Origin of the sequence: Streptomyces pimonensis, from assembly GCF_041380215.1 — a bacterium.
Classification (GTDB): Bacteria; Actinomycetota; Actinomycetes; order Streptomycetales; family Streptomycetaceae; genus Streptomyces; species Streptomyces pimonensis.
In genome coordinates this window covers 92,644-110,078 of record NZ_JAHWZY010000018.1, presented here as the reverse complement: position 1 = coordinate 110,078, position 17,435 = coordinate 92,644, and the positions used below count along the sequence as shown (strand labels likewise).

Genomic DNA, 17,435 nt, shown 5'->3' with positions numbered 1-17,435 from the left:
TGCCGTGCCTCAGACACGGAAGATGTCCAGGAAACTGCTCCAGAACCCCTTCTTCCGTGCCGGCTCCTGCCGGACCGGCGCGGACGCGGCCTCCTGGAAGGGCTGCTGCGCACCCGGTGCCTGGGCCCGGCCCTGGAGCGCGGACGCCATCCGGGTGGCGGGCGTGGGGCTGAAGGTCACGGGCAGCGTGACCAGGGCCCGGTGGAACGGCCCCGGCCGCCACTGCAGGTCCTCCTCCGGCACGGCCAGGGCGAGGTCGGGCAGCGCGTTGAGGAGCCGTTCGATCGCGGTGGTCGCGATGACCTGCGCCGGGTCCTTGGCGGGGCAGGCGTGCGGGCCGGCTCCCCAGGCCAGATGGGCGCCCTTGCTGTGCGTACGGCGGGCCTCGGCGAGCGCGGGGTCGCTGTTGGCGCCCGCGAAGGAGATGACGACCGGAGTGTTCGCCTCCACCACGTGGCCGCCGAGGTCGACGTCCTGGACCGGGTAGTGGGTGGCGTAGTTGGCGATGGGCGTCTGGTTCCACAGCACATGGTCGAGGGCCTCCTCGATCAGCATGCCGCTCTGCCTGCCGCCGGCCCCGGAGAGCAGCAGCACCAGGGTGTTGCCGATGAGGTTGCGTTCGGGTTCGACGCCGGCCCCCATCAGCATCACCAGCTGGTCCTTGAGCTCCTCGTCGGTCAGCCCGGCCGGGTGCTGGATCAGCCAGGAGGTGACGTCGTCACCGGGGTGGCGCCGCTTGAGCGCGATCAGCTCCATCAGGCAGGCGGTGAGGTCCTCGTTGGCGCGCAGCGCGTCCTTGCCGTCGAAGATCGACGACATGGCGGTGGTGAGGGTGTCGCCGATGTCCGCGGGGCAGCCGAACAGCTTGTTGAACAGCAGCAGCGGAAGCAGTTTGGCGTAGTCGTTGAGCAGATCGGCGCGGCCCCGCTCGCTGAACCGGTCGAGCAGGTAGTCGGCGATCGGCTCGACGTCACGCCGGATCCGGGTGATGTTGAGCCGGGCCAGGCTGTCCACCACGGCCTTGCGCAGCCGCAGGTGCACCGCCCCGTCGGTGAACAGGCAGTTGGGCCGGTACGCCATCATGGGCAGCACCGGATTGTCCATGCCTATACGACCCTCGTTGAGCGCCTTCCAGCGGCGGGCGTCGCGGGCGAACAGCTCGGTGTTCTGCAGTACGCGCAGCGCCGTCTCGTGGCCGACGACCAGCGTGGCGTCCGCGCCGGGGGCGAGCTCGACGGGCCCGGCCGGGGCGTGGGCGCGCAGCCGGTCGTAGACCTGCTGGGGGTCGGCGGCGAACGCGGCGTCGTGCATCGGGCATCTGCCGACGGTGACGGCGGACGGTGCTTGGGGATCCATGGAGTCTTCCTTAGGGGTCGAAGAACCGCTGTTCCCGGTCCGGGCGGGCGCGGGGCGGTCAGGCCGCGCGGTCGAGCAGGTGACGCACCAGGGCGATCAGCGCCTTGGCGGACGACTGCTGGTCACGGGCGTCGCAGTAGACGACGGGGGTGTCCGGAAGCAGGTCGAGCGCCTCGCGCACCTCGGCCTCGGCGTAGGTGACGGCGGGGTCGAAGCAGTTGACGGCGATGGCGTACTCCAGGCCGTACCGCTCGACGAGGTCGATGACCGGGAAGGTCTCCTCCAGACGACCCGGGTCGACTAGGAGCAGGGCCCCGAGCGCGCCGCGGGCCATGTCCTCCCACAGCTGCATGAAGCGCTGCTGTCCCGGGGTGCCGAACAGGTACAGCACCAGGTCGTCGCTGAGGGTGAGGCGGCCGAAGTCCAGGGCGACCGTGGTGGTGGTCTTGTCCGCCACGCCCCGCAGGTCGTCGACGTGGACGGACGCCTGGGTCATCTTCTCCTCGGTGCGCAGCGGAGTGATCTCCGACAACGAGCCGATGAAGGTCGTCTTGCCCACGGCGAAATGCCCGACGACGAGGATCTTGGCGGCGTTGGTCACCGCGCTGGAGACGTAGATGGACTTCTGGTCCGTCTCAGCCGATGAGGGATTGGAGTCCATTCAGAACCTTCTCGAGGGTCGCTCTGTCGACGTTCTGGGCCCGGGGCGGTTCGGCCCTGCGCAGCAGGTGTCCCTGCTCCGCTAAATCGGTGAGCAGCAGCCGGGCCACCCCGACGGGCAGGCCGAGGTGGCCCGCCACCTCGGCGACCGACAGGTAACCGCCCGCGCACAGCTCCCAGATCGCCCTGACCTCGGGACCGGCCCCCAGCGGAAGCGTCCGCTCGGGAGCCAGGGTGACCAAGGTGTGCAGCGCGAGTTCGTCCGATGACGGCAGGCTCCGGCCGCCCGTGATGACGTAGGAGCGGACGAAGTCACTGGTGACGGGGGCTTCCTCACCGGGCGTCGTCATACGCCGACACCGTTGTCCGAGCGCGGCGCCACGCTCATCGCCTTGCTCAGCGCCGCCACCGTCTTCTGCATGCGGAACGACATGGCCTCCATGTCGACGTCCAGCGCCGCCGAGACGGCGAGGTAGGCACCCTGCCCGGCCGCGATCAGGAAGATCCAGCCGCCGTCGTACTCCAGCAGCGTCTGCTTCCAGATGCCGTGCCCCGCCCCGACGAAACCGGCGACCGCCCGGCTCAGGGACTGCATGGAGCTCATCGCGGCGGCGTTCGTCTCGGCGTCGTCGCGTGAGATTTCGTCCGAACGCTGCAGCAGCAGGCCGTCACCCGAGACGAGGACCGCGTGGCGGGCGCCCCGCACCTCGAGCACGTCGTTCAGCACCCACGACAGGTCGGTGTTCACTGGTGGTCAGGTCCTTCCGTGGTCTTCGTGGTCCGCCCGAGCTGGGTGCCGCGCGCGAACGCCCCCAGGCGCGACGCGGTCACCTCACCGTCCGACTCGGACGTCTGCTGTTCGATGCCGACCGTGTCCTGCGGGGCCGGCACCACCGAGATGGGCCCCTGGCGCCGGCGGCGCTTGGGCAGCCCGCCGGTCGTCGTGCCCACCACGTGCGAGGGGCCGACCGGGACGGGCGCCAGCCGCTGCGGGGTGCTCTCCTCACCCCGGTCCGCGGGCTCACGGGCGGGTTCGGTGGGGGTGACGGCCTCGGCCGCCAGAAGGCTTTCCGGCACTCGGATCACTGCGCGCACTCCGCCGTAGGGGGACACCGAACCGACGGAGACGGCGAAGCCGTACCGGGCGGCGAGCATGCCGCACACCGCGAACCCGAACCGGGGCGGGTCGCCGAGGCCGGTGATGTCGACGGGGCCGTCCGCGGTCAGCAGCGCCGCCGCCCGGTCCTTGGTCTCCTGGTCCATGCCCAGACCGGCGTCGTCGACGATGAAGCACACGCCCGTCGGCACGGCCTGGATGTTGACCTCGACCGGTGTGCCCGGAGCGCTGTACGTGGTCGCGTTGTCCAGCAGCTCGGCGAGGACCACCGCCACCGGCTCGACGGCCTTGCTGGTGACGGCGACGCTGGCCTGCGCGTGGATGCTCACCCGGTTGAAGTCCTTGATGCGGCCCTGCGCGCTGCGGGCCACGTCGTAGACGGTCGCCACGCCCTCGCGCCGGCCCAGCCATCCGCCGCACAGCACCGAGATGCCCTTGGCCCGGCGGCTGAACTGGCTGCCGGTGTGGTCCACCGACATCAGGTCCGCCAGCACCTCGGTGTCGTTGCCGTACTTCTGCAACAACCCGTCCAGCAGCAACTGCTGCTCCTCGGCGAGCGACTGGAGCGTGCCCATCGCCGACTTCAGCACCGCCTTGGTCGACGACTCCGCGTCCGCCCGGACGTCCGCAAGGTCACCGCGGTGCCGGGTGTCCTGGGCGGTGATGTGCTCCTGAAGCTGGCCGATCCGGCCTTGGGCCTGCGCCAGTTGGGCCTCCAGGTCCTTCTTCGTTCTTCGGAGCGTCAGATTGGTTCTCCGAGCCCGCTGCACGGCGAACACCGCAGCGGCGAGCACCACAAGCAGGATCCACAACAGCGGATCCCCTATCAATAACGTCATGAGACTCTCTTCAAGTCGCATCCCGCCGGGAGCTCGGCAGGTCCGCGCGGGCGTGGGACGGGTCCGGGCCGTCGAACGGCGCGGACCCACGGCGGACCAAGCCTCAACTCCTCAGCGATGGGGCCTTAGAGACTGTCCCCCGTACGCGTTCGTGACGCGCCGCCAGCCTACTGAAAGTTCGATGATCTTAGCAGGCGGGCGACTGCTGCCTGTCTGTTCGAGAGGTCACCCGGCGACCCTCACGAGACCCACACGCCCCACCCTCCTCCGGCGTCGGCGAGCCGGTGCCGTCGTCGCGGCACGCCCTTCCGCGCGTCAGGGGGAATCGGTGACACGACCTGCGGCGGCGAGGGAATCCACACGGCCCCGCCGTCGCCTCGCGGCCACGTGAACACCACGTGAACGTGACGCCGGCGTGGGCCGGGGGCCGGACGCGGGTGAAGTTCTCACGGCCTGCGGGCGATCGCTCCGTCCATCGCGGTGTCCTCGTCGCGGACGCCCTGGTCGCCGGTGCCGTCCGGGTACCGCTCGCGGTCCTGGACGGTGCCCGGCCGCGGCCGGTGCATGACGGACCTCCGGGGCGCAGGCAGACGAAAGGCCCGTAAAGAGGGCCCGGCTCCCCTCGCCCCGGCCGCCGCACCGCACCGGGCGCCGGCCCTCCTCCCCGGACGGCCCGAGGGCGGGCCGGCGGCTTCACTCCCCCCGGCCGTCCCGCCTCCGGGCACCGCGGGCCGAACGCCGCGTGGATGCCCGCACGGAGTCCCGGGCGGACGACGGTGCGCGCCGACGATCGACGTGCGCCCGCCAGGAGGGAACTCCGGCTGCCGCCGCCGCGAACAGACCGGCAACGACCTGATCACCTCACTCGGCTGACGGCCGGGCGCTCGGCTCCCGCCCCTGTCGGCCGGCCGAGGACCTGCGACCACCGCGCGGCACCTCCGTCACCGGCACCGGCCGGGGACAGAAGTCGCAACGGGCCTCGGTCCACTCCTCTCCTTCGGAACCGTCAGAACCGCTGGCGGCCCTCCGCGAGCACGGCAGGCCGCGGCGATCCCGGGGCCGGGCGCACACCGAAGGACGGACCGACCGGACGGTATGCAAAAGGGCCGACTGTCCCCTAGGCTTCTGCCCGGCGCCTCGTCCGGCCGGAACCGGTGCGCCGCCCACGACGAGAAGGAGGAGCCCATGGCCGTCGACCCCCGGGGAGCCGATCTCGCACGGCTGATGGAGGAGGATCCCGGTGGCCCCGTGGTCATGCTCAACCTGCTGCGCTTCGCTCCCGACGGCCGCGCCTCCTATGCGGAGTACTCGCGACGGGCGGCCGCTTTCCTGAAGCGGTACGGAGGCGAGCTGCTCTACGCCGGCGACGGCGGCACTCCCCTGGTCGCCGAGGACGGGCAGGCCTGGGACGCGGTGCTGCTCGTCCGCTACCCCGACCGCGCGGCGTTCGGCCGCATGGTGGCCGACCCCGAGTACCAGGAGATCACCGTTCTGCGCTCCCGGGCCTTGACCGAGGCCGTGCTCCAACCGACCAGCCCCTGGCCCTCCGGTCGCGACCGGTGATCACGAGGGCCGTGCCCTGTCCGCGTCCTGCGGGTCCGGTCACCGGTAGCGGGGCTTCACGCCCCGTCGGCTCCTGCGGCGCGGGTCCTCGACGGCGGCTCTCCGCTTCGGCGGCGCCGGGCCGCACACCTCCCCTGCGGTGCGGCTCGTTGCGCTTCCTCCCTCGGCCGGCGTCGGTGCGGTCGGGTCCCGGGCGGTGACCGGGCTTGTCAGCCCGTCGTCCCCGGCCACCGGCACAGCTGTGCCGGGAGACCTCCCTCAGCACGGTGGAGGCGTCCTCCGTCGGACGGTGTGCCGCACGAATGCGCGGCACCGGGTAGCGCGGGGAACGGGTGTACCGCTGCCTCGACGTTCACCTCCCGTACGTGGTCCGGCCACGCGGAAGCCGTCCGCCTGCTTCCCGTCGTCACCGTGTGGGCCGGTGACCGAGCGCCTCGACGATCTCGGTCACATCGGCGTACGCGCCGTCCTCCGGCAGACTCCGCGCCGCCTCCAGCACCGGGCCCGGTGCGCGGTGCGCCTCCAGGAGGTCCAGCACCGGCCGCCGGTCGGCGGGGAAGGCCGTGCGGTCCAGGTGACGTGCCAGTTCGAGGCGCAGGGAGTCCGCCTCCGACCGGGCGCGCGCCCGGTCGCGTTCCTCGCCGGGAGGAGGCACCGGTCCGCCCGGGTGCACCCGGATGTCGTCGTCCGCCGGCGGCTCCGGGTCGCTCGCCTCCTCCACGTGGGTGGGTCGGCCGGAACGCAGGTGCCCTTCCAGCTCGTGCTTCATCTCGTCGTCGGTACGTGGACCGACCGGGTTGCTTCCTCGTTCCGTCATTCCTCCACACCTCGCTCTCTCGCCTGTGCCGCCGTCACGCCGGAGTCGTCTCGTAGGTCCAGCGCAGAAGGGCGCCCAGCCCGCCCGTCGGGACGTCCGTGGCGTCCGCCCCGTCCTCGTCCGCCGGGGGAACGACCAGTACGTCGGCGGCGGTGACGGCGGCTGCGCGCAGCAACGCGTCGTCCGCGCGTACCGCCGTCGGATCGCTCTCCCCCAGCGTCCTGGCATCGCTCCGGCGCGCCGCGACCTGGTCGGGCCGGGCCCCCACCCACGTCTCACGGTCCAGCTCCGGCCCGTCGGGCCGGACGAGCAGTGTGTCGATGCGGTGTTCCCGGGCCGCTTCCACCAGCGCCGGGATGCCTTCCACCGCCTCCGTGGGCCGGTCGGTACCCACACGGCCGGCCCGGAAGCGGTCGAGCGCCTCCTCGACACGGTGACGCGTGTACCGCTGCCGGACCTGCTCGATGGCCTCTTCCAGCGCGGGAGAGGCGGACCCCGCGGCGCGGCCGCCGTGCTCGGTCTCCGTCGTGACCCGGCGGACCTCCTCGGGGAGCTTCTCGTGCACGGCCGGCCGCTCACGAGGGTCACCGACCAGGAGGATCAGGTCGGCACCGGATTCCTCGTAGGCCGCACTCAGCGCTTCGGCGATCTCACCGGCGTTGCGCTCCCAGGTGTTCTCGACCTTGAGCTGGAAATGCCGCTCGGACCAGTCGGACGAAGCCGTACGGTGCACGGGGTGCTGCTTCCCCTCGACCTGCCCCGCGGACCGCGGTCCGACCGCCCCGCGCACCTCGAAGTCGGCGCCCGTCCGGTCGATGTACGCCACGAGGCAGACCGGGTCCTGACCCGCCAGCTCCAGCAGCGGCGTCAGCCGGGGCAGCGGGGCCCAGCAGGCGATCTGCCGCTGCGGCGGGCGGGAGAGCCGGTGGCTGAGCACCACCTCGCCCCCGGCCGCGAAGACCACTCGGCCCGCCGGGTCCTCCGCGGGTCCGATCTGCAGGAGAGCGTCACGCACCGCTTCCGTGGTAGCGGTGTCAGCACCCTCCTCCTCGAGCGTCCGGCACGCTTCGCGCACGGACAGCTCACGCCGCTTGGCACCCGACTCGTCGTTCTGTGCGGGGTCGAAGTACACGGTGGCCCACGGGCCCGGGCGGTCGAAGAGCGGTTGCAGGAAAGACAGCTGCACTTTTCCTCCTTCGGTCCGTTGTCGGACCGGGTGCCCGAAGCAGGGCGAGAGACACACCGCGAACCGGCATGCGAGTCCCACCCTGCATGGTCCGACCACGGCCGGAGCGCCGTCCGCCCGGCCGCGCCGGCCCGTCGGTCCTCATGTCGTCCTTCGAGAGGGCCGGCAGCCCGACACCGGTGCGCTCAGGAACGGTCCGTGCTATTCGTCCCCGAACACGGCCTTCTGGACATCGTCCGGCCCGTCGAACTCGCCCGCAGGGGCATCGACGAGTACGTCGACGAGTACGTCGTCCGCACCGTTGTTTCTGGCCAGCGTGACCAGGTCGTCGCGGCTGGCGGGGTAGTCGGCGCCCCTGAGCGCCTTCTGCAGGTCGATCGGGCTGATGTTCGCCATGGTGGTCTCCTCGCCGTCTTGACGGACCTCCGGTGGGGCCCGTGATGCCGGGCCCGCAGGTACATCGTGTCCACAGCGGAGGGGGCGGCGCATGTCGGTCCGTCCGCCCCGGTGCCCCGTGAGGTGGGCGGCACCGCCCGTGGCACATGCCGGCCCCGGTTCCGTGGAGGTCCGGACCGCGCGGAGTCGTGACGGCCGCCCGCACGCTGCGGGCCCCCGCGTGATCGCCCAGCGGCCACCGAAGCGACGTACGGTCACCGAGCGGGAGAGCGACGGACACGGGGATCTCCGAGCCGGTTGTCTCCAAGTGTTTGAGATGACCGCGACGCGAGACCCGCGAGGCCAGAGCGCCCCCGCACGTCGTCCGGGACGGAGTACCCTCCATGCGCATTCCTGGTGTCAACGCCCTGTTCCACGACCCGGCCGCCGCCCTCGTCGCGGACGGGCGTACGGTCGCGGCGGCCGGGGAGGAGCGGTTCAGCCGGCGCAAGCACGGCAAACGCCCGCTGCCGTTCTCGGCGCACCGGCGAGTTCGCCCGGGCGCGCATCGCCCCTGGACCGCGCGCCCGGCACGGGGTGAACACCATGCTCGTCACGAGCGTGCTCATCCCGCCCGCCGCCACCTGGCGCCGGCCGAGCGGGCTGTGGCGCCACCGTCACGCCGGCCACTGGCCGGAGGTGACGTCGTGAACGAGATCCGTCCGGTCCTGTTCGACCGCGACGGCACCCCCGTCCACGACGTCCCCCACAACGGCGATCCCGACCGCGTCCGCCCGGTCGACGGGGCGCGCGAGGCACTCGGTCTGCTCCGCGCACACGGTATCGGCACCGGTGTCGGCACCAACCAGTCCGGCGTCGCCCGCGGGCTGCTCCCCACCGCCGACGTCCGCCGCGTCAACGAGCGGATCGACGCCCTGCTCGGCCCCTTCGACGTGTGGGCCGTCTGCCCGCACGGTCCCGGCGACGGCCGCCCCTGCCGCGAACCCCGGCCGGGGACGATCACCTCGACGGCCGGCCGCACGCCCCACCCGGGCGGGCCGCCGTGATCGGCGACATCGGAGTCGGCGTCCAGGCCGCCCGCCGCATCGGAGACCGCCTCGTCGTCCGCGCCGACTCCGGCACGTCGGTACGGCGCCGCAAGGGAAAGGGCCGGCCCGTCAGCCCGCGGGCCGACCGGGTCCGTGTACTGCTCGCCCTGGGGTGCGTCGACGCGGTGGCCGTCTTCGACGAGGACACGCCGGAGCGGCTGCTGACCGACCTGCGCCCCGGTGTCCGGGGCAAGGGCGGTGACCGCACCGGCGCGGACCTGCCCGAGGCGGCGCTGCTCGGGGAGTGGGGCGGGCAGGCGGTCCTGCTGCCGTACCTCGACGGGCGGTCCTCGACCGCGCTCATGGCCCGGGCGGCGGAGGGATCCCGATGACGCGCCCCCGCCTGCTCGTCCTGCGCGCCCTCGGCCTCGGCGACCTTCTCGCCGGCGTGCCGGCGCTGCGCGCCCTGCGCCGGGGGCTGCCCGAGCATGAACTGGTGCTGGCCGCCCCGGCGGAACTGGCCCCGGTCGCCGTGGCGACGGGCGCCGTCGACCGGCTGCTGCCCGCCTCCGCCCCGGGGCGCGCCGTACCGCGCGGCCTCGACTGGGACGGTCCCCCGCCCGACGTCGCCGTCGACCTGCACGGCAACGGACCACCCAGCCACCGCCTGCTCCAGACGCTGCGCCCACGGCGGCTGTTCGCCTTCGCCCACCCGGAGACCCCGGAGATCGACGGGCCGCCGTGGTGGGCCGAGGAGCACGAACGGGACCGCTGGTGCCGCCTCCTGGAGTTCTACGGCATTCCCGCCGACCCCACCGACCTGCTGCTGCCCCGCCCCGCGGGCCTCTCCCCCTCCCCGGGGGCGGTCGTGCTGCACCCGGGCGCCGGTTCCCCCTCCCGCTGCTGGCCCGTCGACCGCTACGCGGCTGTCGCCACCGCCCTGCGCGGGCGCGGCCACCGCGTCGTGGTCACCGGCGGTGCGGGCGAGGACGACCTGGTGGCACGGCTCGCCAAGCGGGCCCGCCTGCCCGACACCGACGTCTTCGGCGGCGGCCTCCCCTTCGACCGGCTCTCCGCCCTGGTCGCCGGTGCCCGCGCCGTCGTCAGCGGCGACACCGGCATCGCCCACCTCGCCGTCGCCCTCGCCGTCCCCACCGTCACCTTCTTCGGCCCGGTCCCGCCCCGCCACTGGGGGCCGCCCGCGCACCCGCGCCACCAAGTGCTGTGGCATCCCGGCCCGCAGGGCGATCCGCACGGCCGCCGCACCGACCCGGCACTGCTGCGGATCCGCCCCGAGCGCGTGCTGGAAGCCCTGGATCCACTCCTCCGCTCCTCATGAACCGCGCCTCCACGAACGTCGTCATCGCCCCCCGCAACCGCGCGGAGAGCCTGGCCCGCACCCGGCGCCTCCTGCTCGTCCTCCCCGAGCGGCCGGAGATCCCCGTGCGCGGGGCGCGACGCTGCGCCGGGCGCACGCCCTCCGCAACACGCTGCGGTTCACCTGGCTGCGCCGCCCGGCCGGTCCCGCACTGCGCCGCACCGTGCACCCGGCCCGCACGGCGCCCCGTGACACCGTGTCGCTCCGGGCCTTCGCGCAGGCCGCGGCCGCGTGGCCGTGGGTGCTGCGCGAGCGCCGGGCACTGACGGCGGAGGGGGAGGCGCGGATACGGATGCCGGAGGAGGTGCAGCGGCGCTCTTCCACCCGCCGTCACGTGGACCGAGGCCCGGCGGACCACGGACAGCGAGGGACGGGGACCGCCTGCCCGGTCCCGCCTCTCAGGTGGCCGGTCGGCCGCTCCCGAGGCGTTCCTCCTGGGGAACCCGGCGGCGTGCTGACGGATGCGGACCGGGCGGAGTCGCGTCGGTGCCCTGGTCCCCAGGCGCAGCAGCGATCTCGAGCTCCTTGCTCAAGATCCACGTTCCCGCAGGTCAGCGTACCCTCCCCCGTGGCTTCAAGGGTGTGTTCGGCAGCTCCGGCGCGGGCAGTGGAGCCCCCTCGTATCCGTGGACCTCGCCGAAACGGGTCCCCGTCGTCCAGTCCTCGCGCGCCCGGACGATGTCGTCGTGCGACCGGCCGATGAAGTTCCACCACATGACGATCTCCTCCTCGAAGGGCGGTCCGCCCAGGAGCAGCAGGCGGGCCGGTACGTTCGCCCGGTTGGCCAGGGTGAGGGCGGTGCGGCCGGGGGGCGCGTAGCCGAGTTCGGCCGGCTCGAGGGGCGTGCCGGCGAGGAGGACGTCGCCGGTGTCGACGAGGGCCCCGTGTTCGAAGCCGGGGTCCACGTCGAGGGTCACACGGGAGTCCGGGTCCAGGGTGATCTCGGCGCCGAGCAGCGGGGTGAAGGTGCGCACCGGTGAGGTGTCGCCGGCGAGCGTGCCCAGGAAGACGCGCGCCTCGCCGCCGTCCAGTGCGACCGGGGTGGGGACGTGGTGCCGGAAGTCGCGGGCCGTGTCCCGGTGTTCCTCGGGCAGGGCCACCCACAGCTGCGCGCCGTGCAGGATGCGGGTGCTGCGGGTGGAGACCTCGGAGTGGCTGATGCCCTGCCCGCCCGTCATGAGGTTGAGTTCGCCGGGCCGGACGTAGGCGTGGCTGCCGAGGCTGTCGCGGTGTTCGATCTCGCCGCTGAACAGCCAGCTGACCGTCTGCAGGCCGGTGTGCGGGTGCGGGGGGACGCGCATGCCGCCGGACTCGGTGATGTCGTCGGGGCCGTAGTGGTCGGCGAAGCACCAGGCGCCGATGAGGGTGCGTGCCCGCTGGGGCAGGGTCCGCCGCACCCGCATGGCCCGGGGGCCGCCGAGGGGCACCTCCCTCGGCGTGAGGACCTCGATGCCCGGCGGGGGCGGTCCGTCGGCGTCCGCACCGCAGACCGTCTCCGTCGGGCGTGTCTCCGTGTTGCTCATGCGCTGATCCCTCCACCACCCATGAAAGTTCCACTTCCGGCTCGACCGCCGACGGCAGGCCGGACATCCCATGATCCCGCGAGAGGGGCCGGAAGGGCGAGAACGGGCCTCGTGGGCCGTCTGCGAGAATGAGGACCGGTCCCGGAGCCCCGCGGACGCGCGGTGCCCGTCGCACGACTGGAGTACGCATGGTGTCACCGCAGCACGAAGCCCCTCCCTCGCCCGAGGGCCGCACGGACCTCCGGGCCGACTGCGCCGACTGCTTCGGCCTGTGCTGCGTGGCCCTGCCCTTCGCCCGCTCCGCCGACTTCGCCGTCGACAAGGCCGCCGGGCAGGCCTGCTCCCACCTCCGGACGGACTTCCGCTGCGGTATCCACGAGCGGCTGCGTGACCGGGGCTACCCCGGCTGCACCGTCTTCGACTGCTTCGGCGCCGGTCAGAAGGTCTCGCAGGTCACCTTCGGCGGCGTCGACTGGCGCCGGGCGCCGAAGTCGGCGCGCGCCATGTTCGAGGTCTTCCCCGTGATGCGGCAGCTGCACGAGCTGCTGCGGTACCTCACCGAGGCCCTCGACCTCGCGGCTGCCCGGCCCGTCCACAAGGAGCTGCGGCGGGCGCTGGCCCGGATCGAGGTCCTGACCCGCGGAAGCGCCGAGTCCATCACCGCGCTGGACGTGAACGCGCTGCGCGGCGAGGTAAACCCGCTGCTGCTGCGCGCCAGTGAGCTCGTCCGGGCCCGTGTCCCGGGCCGCAGGAAGGACCACCGCGGAGCCGATCTGATGGGCGCGAGGCTGTCCGGCGCCGGTCTCAGGGGGGCCAGTCTGCGCGGAGCCCTCCTCGTCGCCGCCGACCTGAGCGGGGCGGATCTGCGCGACGCCGACCTGATCGGCGCCGACCTGCGCGACGCGGACCTCGGCGGCGCCGACCTCACCGGCGCCCTCTTCCTCACCCAGGCGCAGCTGAACGCGGCCAGGGGCGACGCGGCCACCGTGCTGCCCGCCTCCCTCGGCAGGCCTGCTCACTGGTAGGAGGCGCGGGGAGCCTGTCCCGTCAGTGCGTTCAGCACTTTGTCCGGGGTCAGCGGGAGGTCGCGGAAGCGGACGCCGGTGGCGTGGTGGACGGCGTTGCCGATGGCGGCCGCGCTGCCCACGTTGCCGATCTCGCCGATCCCCTTGCTGCCCATCGGGTTGAGGTGGCCGTCGCGCTCGTCGATCCAGTGCGCCTCTACGGCGGGCACGTCGGCGTGCGCGGGCACGTGGTACGACGCCAGGTCGGACTCGGTGAAGTCTCCGAACGCGGCGTCCATCGTGCTGCCCTCGGTCAGTGCCATGCCCAGCCCCATGATCATGCCGCCGACGAACTGGGACCGTGCCGTACGGGCGTTGAGGATGCGTCCGGCGGCGAAGACACCGAGCATCCGGCGCACCCGTACCTCGCCGGTGACGGAGTCGACGGCGACCTCGGCGAAGTGCGCCCCGAAGGCGTGGCGCGAGTAAGGGCTCTTTGTGTTCGCCCGGCCCGTCGTGTCGGCGTGGGCGGTGACGCCCTCGTCGGGCAGCCGTCCCGTGAGGCCGCCCAGCCGGCCCGCGAGCCTGGTGCACGCGTCGTGCACGGCCCACCCCCAGGAGGCTGTTCCGGAGGATCCCCCGGCCAGGGACGCGGACGGCAGGTCGCTGTCGCCGATCTTTGCCCGTACCCGGTCCAGCGGCACGCGCAGGGCGTCCGCCGCCACCTGGGCGAGCACGGTACGGGCCCCGGTACCGATGTCGGTGGCGTTGACGCGGACGACGAAGGTCCCGTCCGGCAGTGCGCATGCCTCGGCGGCGGACGGCTGGACGAGGACGGGATAGGTGGCAGCCGCGACGCCCGTGCCGAGGAGCAGGGGCCCCTCCGCCCGGGTACGGGGGCGGGGGTTTCTGCGGTCCCAGCCGAAGCGGCGGGCGCCCTCGCGCAGACACTCCGTGAGGTGCCTGCTGCTGAACGGTTTGCCGCTGTCCGGTTCCCGTTCGGGTTCGTTGAGGAAACGCAGCCGGACCGGGTCCGTGCCGAGAGCGGTGGCGAGTTCGTCCACCGCCGACTCCAGGGCGTACATGCCGGGGCACTCACCGGGGGCGCGCATCCAGGACGGGGTCGGCACGTCGAGCCGGACCACGCGGTGGAGCGTACGGCTGCTCGGGGTGGCGTACATGACGCGTGCGGGAACCGCCGCCTGCTCCACGAACTCCTTGACGCGGGAGCTGTGCGTGACGATCTCGTGGGTCAGGCAGGTCAGCCGGCCGTCGGTGTCCGCGCCGAGCCTCAGCCGGTGCAGGGTGGGGGCCCGGTGGCCGACGAGGGCGGGCATGTCACGGCGGGGCAGGGCGACGGTGACGGGCCTGCCGGTCTCCCGGGCGGCCATGACGGCGAGTACGACGTCGGGGCGCGGGGTTCCCTTGGAGCCGAAGCCGCCGCCCACGTGGTCGGCGACGACGAACGGGCCGTCCGGAGGGGACGGCGGGGTCGGTGACCTGGGACGGGTGGCCGGCCCCGGCCTCGGCGAGGGTGCCGACGGCGGAACAGAGCTGTACCGGTGTGCAGTACCCGCACTGAAAGGCGTCCCGGTCGAGGAAGGCCTGCTGCAGGGGGTGCAGCTCCTCGTCGCCGCCGTCGGTGAGGCCCTCCACCGTGGTGACGTCGCAGCCGTCCAGGGACACGGCCAGGAGCAGGCAGCTGTTGACGCGGCGGCCGTCGACCAGGACCGTGCAGGCCCCGCACTGGCCGTGGTCGCAGCCCTTCTTGGCCCCGGTGAGGTCGAGGCCTCGCGCAGCACGTCCAGCAGGACCCGCCGGTGGTCGAGGCGGAGGGCGTGCGGTTTGCCGTTGACCCCGAGCGCGGTGTCCGAGCGGTGCTCGGGAGTGGGCTCACTGCTCATGGTGGAGTGGCCTTCCGGAGGGACGGACGGTCAGTCGGCGGCGTCGTCGGCACGGAGCCGTACCTGTTCCTCCAGGCGCCGGAGGCTGGAGTCCAGGGCGTCGCCGACGGCCTTCTCCCCCGGGTCGTGGCCGTCGTCGAAGAAGGAGAGGTGCACCGTGACCTCGCTGGCCCCGCTGCCGATGCCGGCGACCTGCAGCCAGCCGGTGTAGCCGCCCTGCTCCCGCGTGCCCCATTCGAGCCGCATCTGGTCGCGCTGGGCACGGAGCAGCGCGGAGGTGTCCTCGTCGGAGCGGTCCTCGTGCACGGTGACGGTGGGCAGCTCCTCGGCGTGCACGTGCAGGGCCTCGGGCAGCCAGTCCCCCATCCGGTCGACGTCGGCCGCCCGGTCGAAGACCTGCTCGGGTGATGCGGGCATCGTGTGTGAACGCTCGTACTCGGTCATCGCGGTACCGTCTCTCGTCTCGGTTGTCCGGCAGGTCCGGGACCGGCCGTGCGGACAGCCCCGGGACACGGCGCTATGCGTCGCCGAGGACCGCCTTCCGCGCCTCGTGGGGGCCGTCGAACCGCTTGGTGCCGGTCCGGCCCGGCTTCTCGACGAGGATGTCCTGCGCGCCGTCGCTCTTCGCCACCGAGACGGGGTCGTCCCGGCCGGCGGGGCGGTCGGCGCCCTTGAGGACACTCTGCGGGCCGATCGGGGCGAGGTCGGCCATGGGCAGCCTCCCGTGGTGGGGCGGCGCGGCGTGTCCGCGCGAGGACCTGGCGGGTACCCGGGGTGCCCGGGGTGATTCAGCCCCGGTCTGCGGCCCCGGGCCGAGTAGGCGGCACCGCCGGTCCGAGTACGCGTACTCAGGCGCGGGGAGTCCGCCGCGCCCGAGGCTGGCCGGCAGGAACCCGTCTGCCGGAAGGACCTCCCTTGCTCGGTCGTACCGCCGCCGTCCTGCTGCCGTTGTTCGGGCGGCTCACCGTCACCCGTGAGACCGACGGGCCGTTCCCCGCGGGCAGCGTCTTCGTCGCCAACCACGACTCGATGGCCGATCCGGCACTCGTGCTGGCCGCCCTGCGCGGGGTGGGCGTGGCACCGGCCGTCCTGGCGACGGCGGGACTGTGGCGGGTGCCGGTGCTGGGACGCGCTCTGTCGAAGGGCGGGCATGTTCCCGTCCACCGGGGATCGGCCCGCGCGGCGGACGCGCTGGAGGCCGCGGCGGAGGCGGTGCGGTCGGGACGCCATGTGCTCGTCTACGCGGAAGGGGGTCTGCCGTCGCGTCGGGACGCGGGGTGCGCCCCGCCCCGGCCGTTCCGTACCGGTCTGGCACGGCTCTCGGCCGCGACCGGAGCCGCCGTCGTGCCCGTGGGGCAGGCGGGGGCCCGGCGGCTGTCCTCCGGGCCGGTCGCCAAGCAACTGGCCGGTGTGCTCACCGCTCCGGTGCGCCGTCCGCGCCTCCACGTCCACATCGGGCGTCCCGTGCGCCTGCCGCCCGGGACGGCGGCCGGTACGGAGACGGCTCACCGGGCGGTCGCCGCCGCCTGGCGGCGGGCCGCCCGGGCCGCGGGCGAGCCGGCCCACGACGGCTGACCGAGCGGCTACCGGTCGTCCGTGTCGGTGCGGCCGGCCAGGCGTTCGTAGCGTTGCCGGGCGGCCTGCGGGCTGCGCAGACCGAGGCCGAAGGCGATCTCCGGCCAGGTCATGCCGCGCCCGCGCGCCATCTGCAGGAGGCCGACCTCCAGTTCGTCCATCTCTGCGCGGGCACGCGGTACGAGGCTCAGCGCGGCGGTGATGTCCGCGCGGTCCACCTCGGGTTCGCCGTCCTCGGGCAGCGCGGCGCCGCTGAGCAGGAACGCCACGAGTCTGACCGCCTCGTGCGGGCCGATCACGCCCGGGTGGATCTGGCGGCGGCGCTGCGCGTCCGTGGCCGCGTGCCGCTCGGCGATGCGGAACAGGGAGGCATGCACCCGTTGTGCCCGTGCCGCGTCGGAGTTCGACGGTGTGAAGGGGTCGTCGGACTGGTCGTGGGCCGTCGCAGACATGGCACGAGCATCACAGAGTGAACATTATGTTGTCAACGGAAAATTTTCTCCGGAGGCCGATGACTCCCCGCGCCCCCGCACGTCTGCACCTACGACGGACTCACCCGCCGACCGGGACACAGGACGAGGGGGCAACGCCATGAGCACCGAGCGGACCACCACGGGCAACGCCTTCTCCTACCACCTGACCCGCACGCTGGACGCCCCCGTGGGCAGGGTGTGGCAGGCGTGGACCGTTCCGGACCGCTACGCCCGGTGGGCGTACGCCGCGCCCGGCTCCGTCCAGATGGACGTACGGCCGGGCGGCGCCTGGAAGGCCACCACGGTCACGCCGGACGGCGGCGAGTTCCCGCTGACCGGGTCCTGCCTCGACGTCGTCGAGAACCGCCTGCTGGTGGTGGGGATGGACGTGCCCGGGAAGCCCGAGCCGTCGGTGATGGCCGTGGAACTCGCCGAGGACGGCGGCCGGACGCGGATCGCGCTCCGCCAGACGTGCGACACGGCGGAGGAGCGCGGCATGGCCGAGCAGGGCAGCACCATGCTCCTCGACGGCCTGACCGCCTTCCTGGCCGAGGACGCCTAGGACGACGGGCCAAACTCGCGTGGTCGGACCCGCCCTCTGATGCGAGTCTGGGGT

Annotated in this window: 19 protein-coding genes and 3 pseudogenes; 8 read left to right on the top strand and 14 right to left on the bottom strand. The window is 73.4% G+C overall.

What is annotated here, in order from left to right:
• Positions 1 to 9: 9 nt before the first annotated feature.
• The 5 genes from KYY02_RS19515 to KYY02_RS19495 all read right to left on the bottom strand — a co-directional run bounded on the left by KYY02_RS19515 (position 10) and on the right by KYY02_RS19495 (position 3,972).
• Positions 10 to 1,311: a cytochrome P450 family protein gene (locus tag KYY02_RS19515; protein ID WP_371239573.1), complete on the bottom strand. Its 1,302-nt coding sequence runs from the start codon at positions 1,309 to 1,311 to the stop codon at positions 10 to 12.
• 103 nt (positions 1,312 to 1,414) lie between these two features.
• Positions 1,415 to 2,017 (bottom strand): GTP-binding protein, encoded by a 603-nt coding sequence (locus tag KYY02_RS19510; RefSeq protein ID WP_371239523.1) that lies wholly within the window; start codon positions 2,015 to 2,017, stop codon positions 1,415 to 1,417.
• The gene (locus tag KYY02_RS19505; protein WP_030827099.1) at positions 1,992 to 2,366 is read right to left on the bottom strand and encodes a DUF742 domain-containing protein; all 375 of its coding nucleotides are present in this window, start codon (positions 2,364 to 2,366) and stop codon (positions 1,992 to 1,994) included. Before KYY02_RS19505 ends, KYY02_RS19510 begins: the two co-directional genes overlap by 26 nt.
• Positions 2,363 to 2,764, bottom strand: coding sequence for a roadblock/LC7 domain-containing protein (locus tag KYY02_RS19500; RefSeq protein ID WP_030861626.1), 402 nt, complete (start codon positions 2,762 to 2,764; stop codon positions 2,363 to 2,365). Before KYY02_RS19500 ends, KYY02_RS19505 begins: the two co-directional genes overlap by 4 nt.
• On the bottom strand, positions 2,761 to 3,972 hold the full coding sequence (locus tag KYY02_RS19495) for an ATP-binding protein (RefSeq protein WP_371239520.1): 1,212 nt from the start codon (positions 3,970 to 3,972) through the stop codon (positions 2,761 to 2,763). The genes KYY02_RS19500 and KYY02_RS19495 overlap by 4 nt, the downstream gene beginning before the upstream one ends.
• 1,185 nt (positions 3,973 to 5,157) lie before the next feature.
• On the opposite strand from KYY02_RS19495, the gene KYY02_RS19490 reads away from it, so the two are divergent.
• On the top strand, positions 5,158 to 5,535 hold the full coding sequence (locus KYY02_RS19490) for a DUF1330 domain-containing protein (RefSeq protein WP_371239518.1): 378 nt from the start codon (positions 5,158 to 5,160) through the stop codon (positions 5,533 to 5,535).
• 406 nt (positions 5,536 to 5,941) lie between these two features.
• On the opposite strand, the gene KYY02_RS19485 is transcribed toward KYY02_RS19490, so the two are convergent.
• The 3 genes from KYY02_RS19485 to KYY02_RS19475 form a co-directional block, all read right to left on the bottom strand.
• The gene (locus KYY02_RS19485; protein ID WP_371239516.1) at positions 5,942 to 6,352 is read right to left on the bottom strand and encodes a DUF2795 domain-containing protein; all 411 of its coding nucleotides are present in this window, start codon (positions 6,350 to 6,352) and stop codon (positions 5,942 to 5,944) included.
• A gap of 34 nt (positions 6,353 to 6,386) precedes the next feature.
• On the bottom strand, positions 6,387 to 7,538 hold the full coding sequence (locus KYY02_RS19480) for a baeRF2 domain-containing protein (RefSeq protein ID WP_371239514.1): 1,152 nt from the start codon (positions 7,536 to 7,538) through the stop codon (positions 6,387 to 6,389).
• Positions 7,539 to 7,739: 201 nt separating this feature from the next.
• On the bottom strand, positions 7,740 to 7,934 hold the full coding sequence (locus tag KYY02_RS19475) for a DUF2795 domain-containing protein (protein ID WP_371239512.1): 195 nt from the start codon (positions 7,932 to 7,934) through the stop codon (positions 7,740 to 7,742).
• Positions 7,935 to 8,317: 383 nt separating this feature from the next.
• Here KYY02_RS19475 and KYY02_RS19470 point away from each other — a divergent pair.
• The 4 genes and pseudogenes from KYY02_RS19470 to KYY02_RS19455 form a co-directional block, all read left to right on the top strand.
• Positions 8,318 to 8,455: pseudogene (locus KYY02_RS19470) on the top strand (carbamoyltransferase N-terminal domain-containing protein); the annotation flags it as partial.
• A 165-nt stretch (positions 8,456 to 8,620) separates the two neighbouring features.
• On the top strand, positions 8,621 to 8,980 hold the full coding sequence (locus KYY02_RS19465) for an HAD-IIIA family hydrolase (protein ID WP_371239571.1): 360 nt from the start codon (positions 8,621 to 8,623) through the stop codon (positions 8,978 to 8,980).
• Positions 8,977 to 9,354, top strand: a complete 378-nt coding sequence (locus KYY02_RS19460; protein ID WP_371239510.1) for a nucleotidyl transferase family protein — start codon at positions 8,977 to 8,979, stop codon at positions 9,352 to 9,354. The genes KYY02_RS19465 and KYY02_RS19460 overlap by 4 nt, the downstream gene beginning before the upstream one ends.
• Entirely contained in the window at positions 9,351 to 10,301 is a 951-nt protein-coding gene (locus KYY02_RS19455) for a glycosyltransferase family 9 protein (RefSeq protein WP_371239509.1), read from the top strand. Before KYY02_RS19460 ends, KYY02_RS19455 begins: the two co-directional genes overlap by 4 nt.
• A 590-nt stretch (positions 10,302 to 10,891) precedes the next feature.
• Here KYY02_RS19455 and KYY02_RS19450 read toward each other — a convergent pair.
• Positions 10,892 to 11,863, bottom strand: a complete 972-nt coding sequence (locus KYY02_RS19450) for a pirin family protein (RefSeq protein WP_371239507.1) — start codon at positions 11,861 to 11,863, stop codon at positions 10,892 to 10,894.
• A gap of 188 nt (positions 11,864 to 12,051) precedes the next feature.
• Here KYY02_RS19450 and KYY02_RS19445 point away from each other — a divergent pair, with 188 nt between their 5' ends.
• Positions 12,052 to 12,888, top strand: a complete 837-nt coding sequence (locus KYY02_RS19445) for a pentapeptide repeat-containing protein (RefSeq protein WP_371239505.1) — start codon at positions 12,052 to 12,054, stop codon at positions 12,886 to 12,888.
• Here KYY02_RS19445 and KYY02_RS19440 read toward each other — a convergent pair.
• From KYY02_RS19440 to KYY02_RS19425, 4 genes and pseudogenes are all read right to left on the bottom strand, one after another.
• Positions 12,879 to 14,330, bottom strand: a pseudogene (locus tag KYY02_RS19440) (xanthine dehydrogenase family protein molybdopterin-binding subunit); the annotation flags it as partial. The gene KYY02_RS19445 and the pseudogene KYY02_RS19440 sit on opposite strands and share 10 nt — an antisense overlap.
• A pseudogene (locus KYY02_RS19435) lies at positions 14,287 to 14,771 on the bottom strand ((2Fe-2S)-binding protein); the annotation flags it as partial. The pseudogenes KYY02_RS19435 and KYY02_RS19440, both read right to left, overlap by 44 nt.
• A 30-nt stretch (positions 14,772 to 14,801) precedes the next feature.
• Entirely contained in the window at positions 14,802 to 15,215 is a 414-nt protein-coding gene (locus KYY02_RS19430; RefSeq protein WP_371239503.1) for an SRPBCC family protein, read from the bottom strand.
• Positions 15,216 to 15,288: 73 nt separating this feature from the next.
• Positions 15,289 to 15,483 carry a hypothetical protein gene (locus KYY02_RS19425; protein ID WP_371239501.1) on the bottom strand — a complete coding sequence of 65 codons (195 nt, stop codon included), beginning with the start codon at positions 15,481 to 15,483 and terminating at the stop codon, positions 15,289 to 15,291.
• Between the two features lie 203 nt (positions 15,484 to 15,686).
• Here KYY02_RS19425 and KYY02_RS19420 point away from each other — a divergent pair, with 203 nt between their 5' ends.
• Positions 15,687 to 16,346, top strand: a complete 660-nt coding sequence (locus KYY02_RS19420) for a lysophospholipid acyltransferase family protein (protein WP_371239499.1) — start codon at positions 15,687 to 15,689, stop codon at positions 16,344 to 16,346.
• An 8-nt stretch (positions 16,347 to 16,354) separates the two neighbouring features.
• Here the strand turns inward: KYY02_RS19420 and KYY02_RS19415 are convergent, their stop codons facing one another.
• Positions 16,355 to 16,798, bottom strand: coding sequence for a DNA-binding protein (locus KYY02_RS19415; protein WP_371239497.1), 444 nt, complete (start codon positions 16,796 to 16,798; stop codon positions 16,355 to 16,357).
• Positions 16,799 to 16,937: 139 nt separating this feature from the next.
• Here KYY02_RS19415 and KYY02_RS19410 point away from each other — a divergent pair, with 139 nt between their 5' ends.
• Positions 16,938 to 17,381 (top strand): SRPBCC family protein, encoded by a 444-nt coding sequence (locus KYY02_RS19410; protein WP_371239495.1) that lies wholly within the window; start codon positions 16,938 to 16,940, stop codon positions 17,379 to 17,381.
• The last annotated feature ends 54 nt before the right edge of the window (positions 17,382 to 17,435 follow it).

Bases quoted from the DNA above. Each gene is read 5' to 3' on its own strand.
- KYY02_RS19515 (WP_371239573.1), bottom strand. From the start codon at position 1,311: ATGCACGACGCCGCGTTCGCCGCCGACCCCCAGCAGGTCTACGACCGG.
- KYY02_RS19510 (WP_371239523.1), bottom strand. From the start codon at position 2,017: ATGGACTCCAATCCCTCATCGGCTGAGACGGACCAGAAGTCCATCTAC.
- KYY02_RS19505 (WP_030827099.1), bottom strand. From the start codon at position 2,366: ATGACGACGCCCGGTGAGGAAGCCCCCGTCACCAGTGACTTCGTCCGC.
- KYY02_RS19495 (WP_371239520.1), bottom strand. From the start codon at position 3,972: ATGACGTTATTGATAGGGGATCCGCTGTTGTGGATCCTGCTTGTGGTG.
- KYY02_RS19490 (WP_371239518.1), top strand. From the start codon at position 5,158: ATGGCCGTCGACCCCCGGGGAGCCGATCTCGCACGGCTGATGGAGGAG.
- KYY02_RS19485 (WP_371239516.1), bottom strand. From the start codon at position 6,352: ATGACGGAACGAGGAAGCAACCCGGTCGGTCCACGTACCGACGACGAG.
- KYY02_RS19475 (WP_371239512.1), bottom strand. From the start codon at position 7,934: ATGGCGAACATCAGCCCGATCGACCTGCAGAAGGCGCTCAGGGGCGCC.
- KYY02_RS19455 (WP_371239509.1), top strand. From the start codon at position 9,351: ATGACGCGCCCCCGCCTGCTCGTCCTGCGCGCCCTCGGCCTCGGCGAC.
- KYY02_RS19450 (WP_371239507.1), bottom strand. From the start codon at position 11,863: ATGAGCAACACGGAGACACGCCCGACGGAGACGGTCTGCGGTGCGGAC.
- KYY02_RS19445 (WP_371239505.1), top strand. From the start codon at position 12,052: ATGGTGTCACCGCAGCACGAAGCCCCTCCCTCGCCCGAGGGCCGCACG.
- KYY02_RS19430 (WP_371239503.1), bottom strand. From the start codon at position 15,215: ATGACCGAGTACGAGCGTTCACACACGATGCCCGCATCACCCGAGCAG.
- KYY02_RS19425 (WP_371239501.1), bottom strand. From the start codon at position 15,483: ATGGCCGACCTCGCCCCGATCGGCCCGCAGAGTGTCCTCAAGGGCGCC.
- KYY02_RS19415 (WP_371239497.1), bottom strand. From the start codon at position 16,798: ATGTCTGCGACGGCCCACGACCAGTCCGACGACCCCTTCACACCGTCG.
- KYY02_RS19410 (WP_371239495.1), top strand. From the start codon at position 16,938: ATGAGCACCGAGCGGACCACCACGGGCAACGCCTTCTCCTACCACCTG.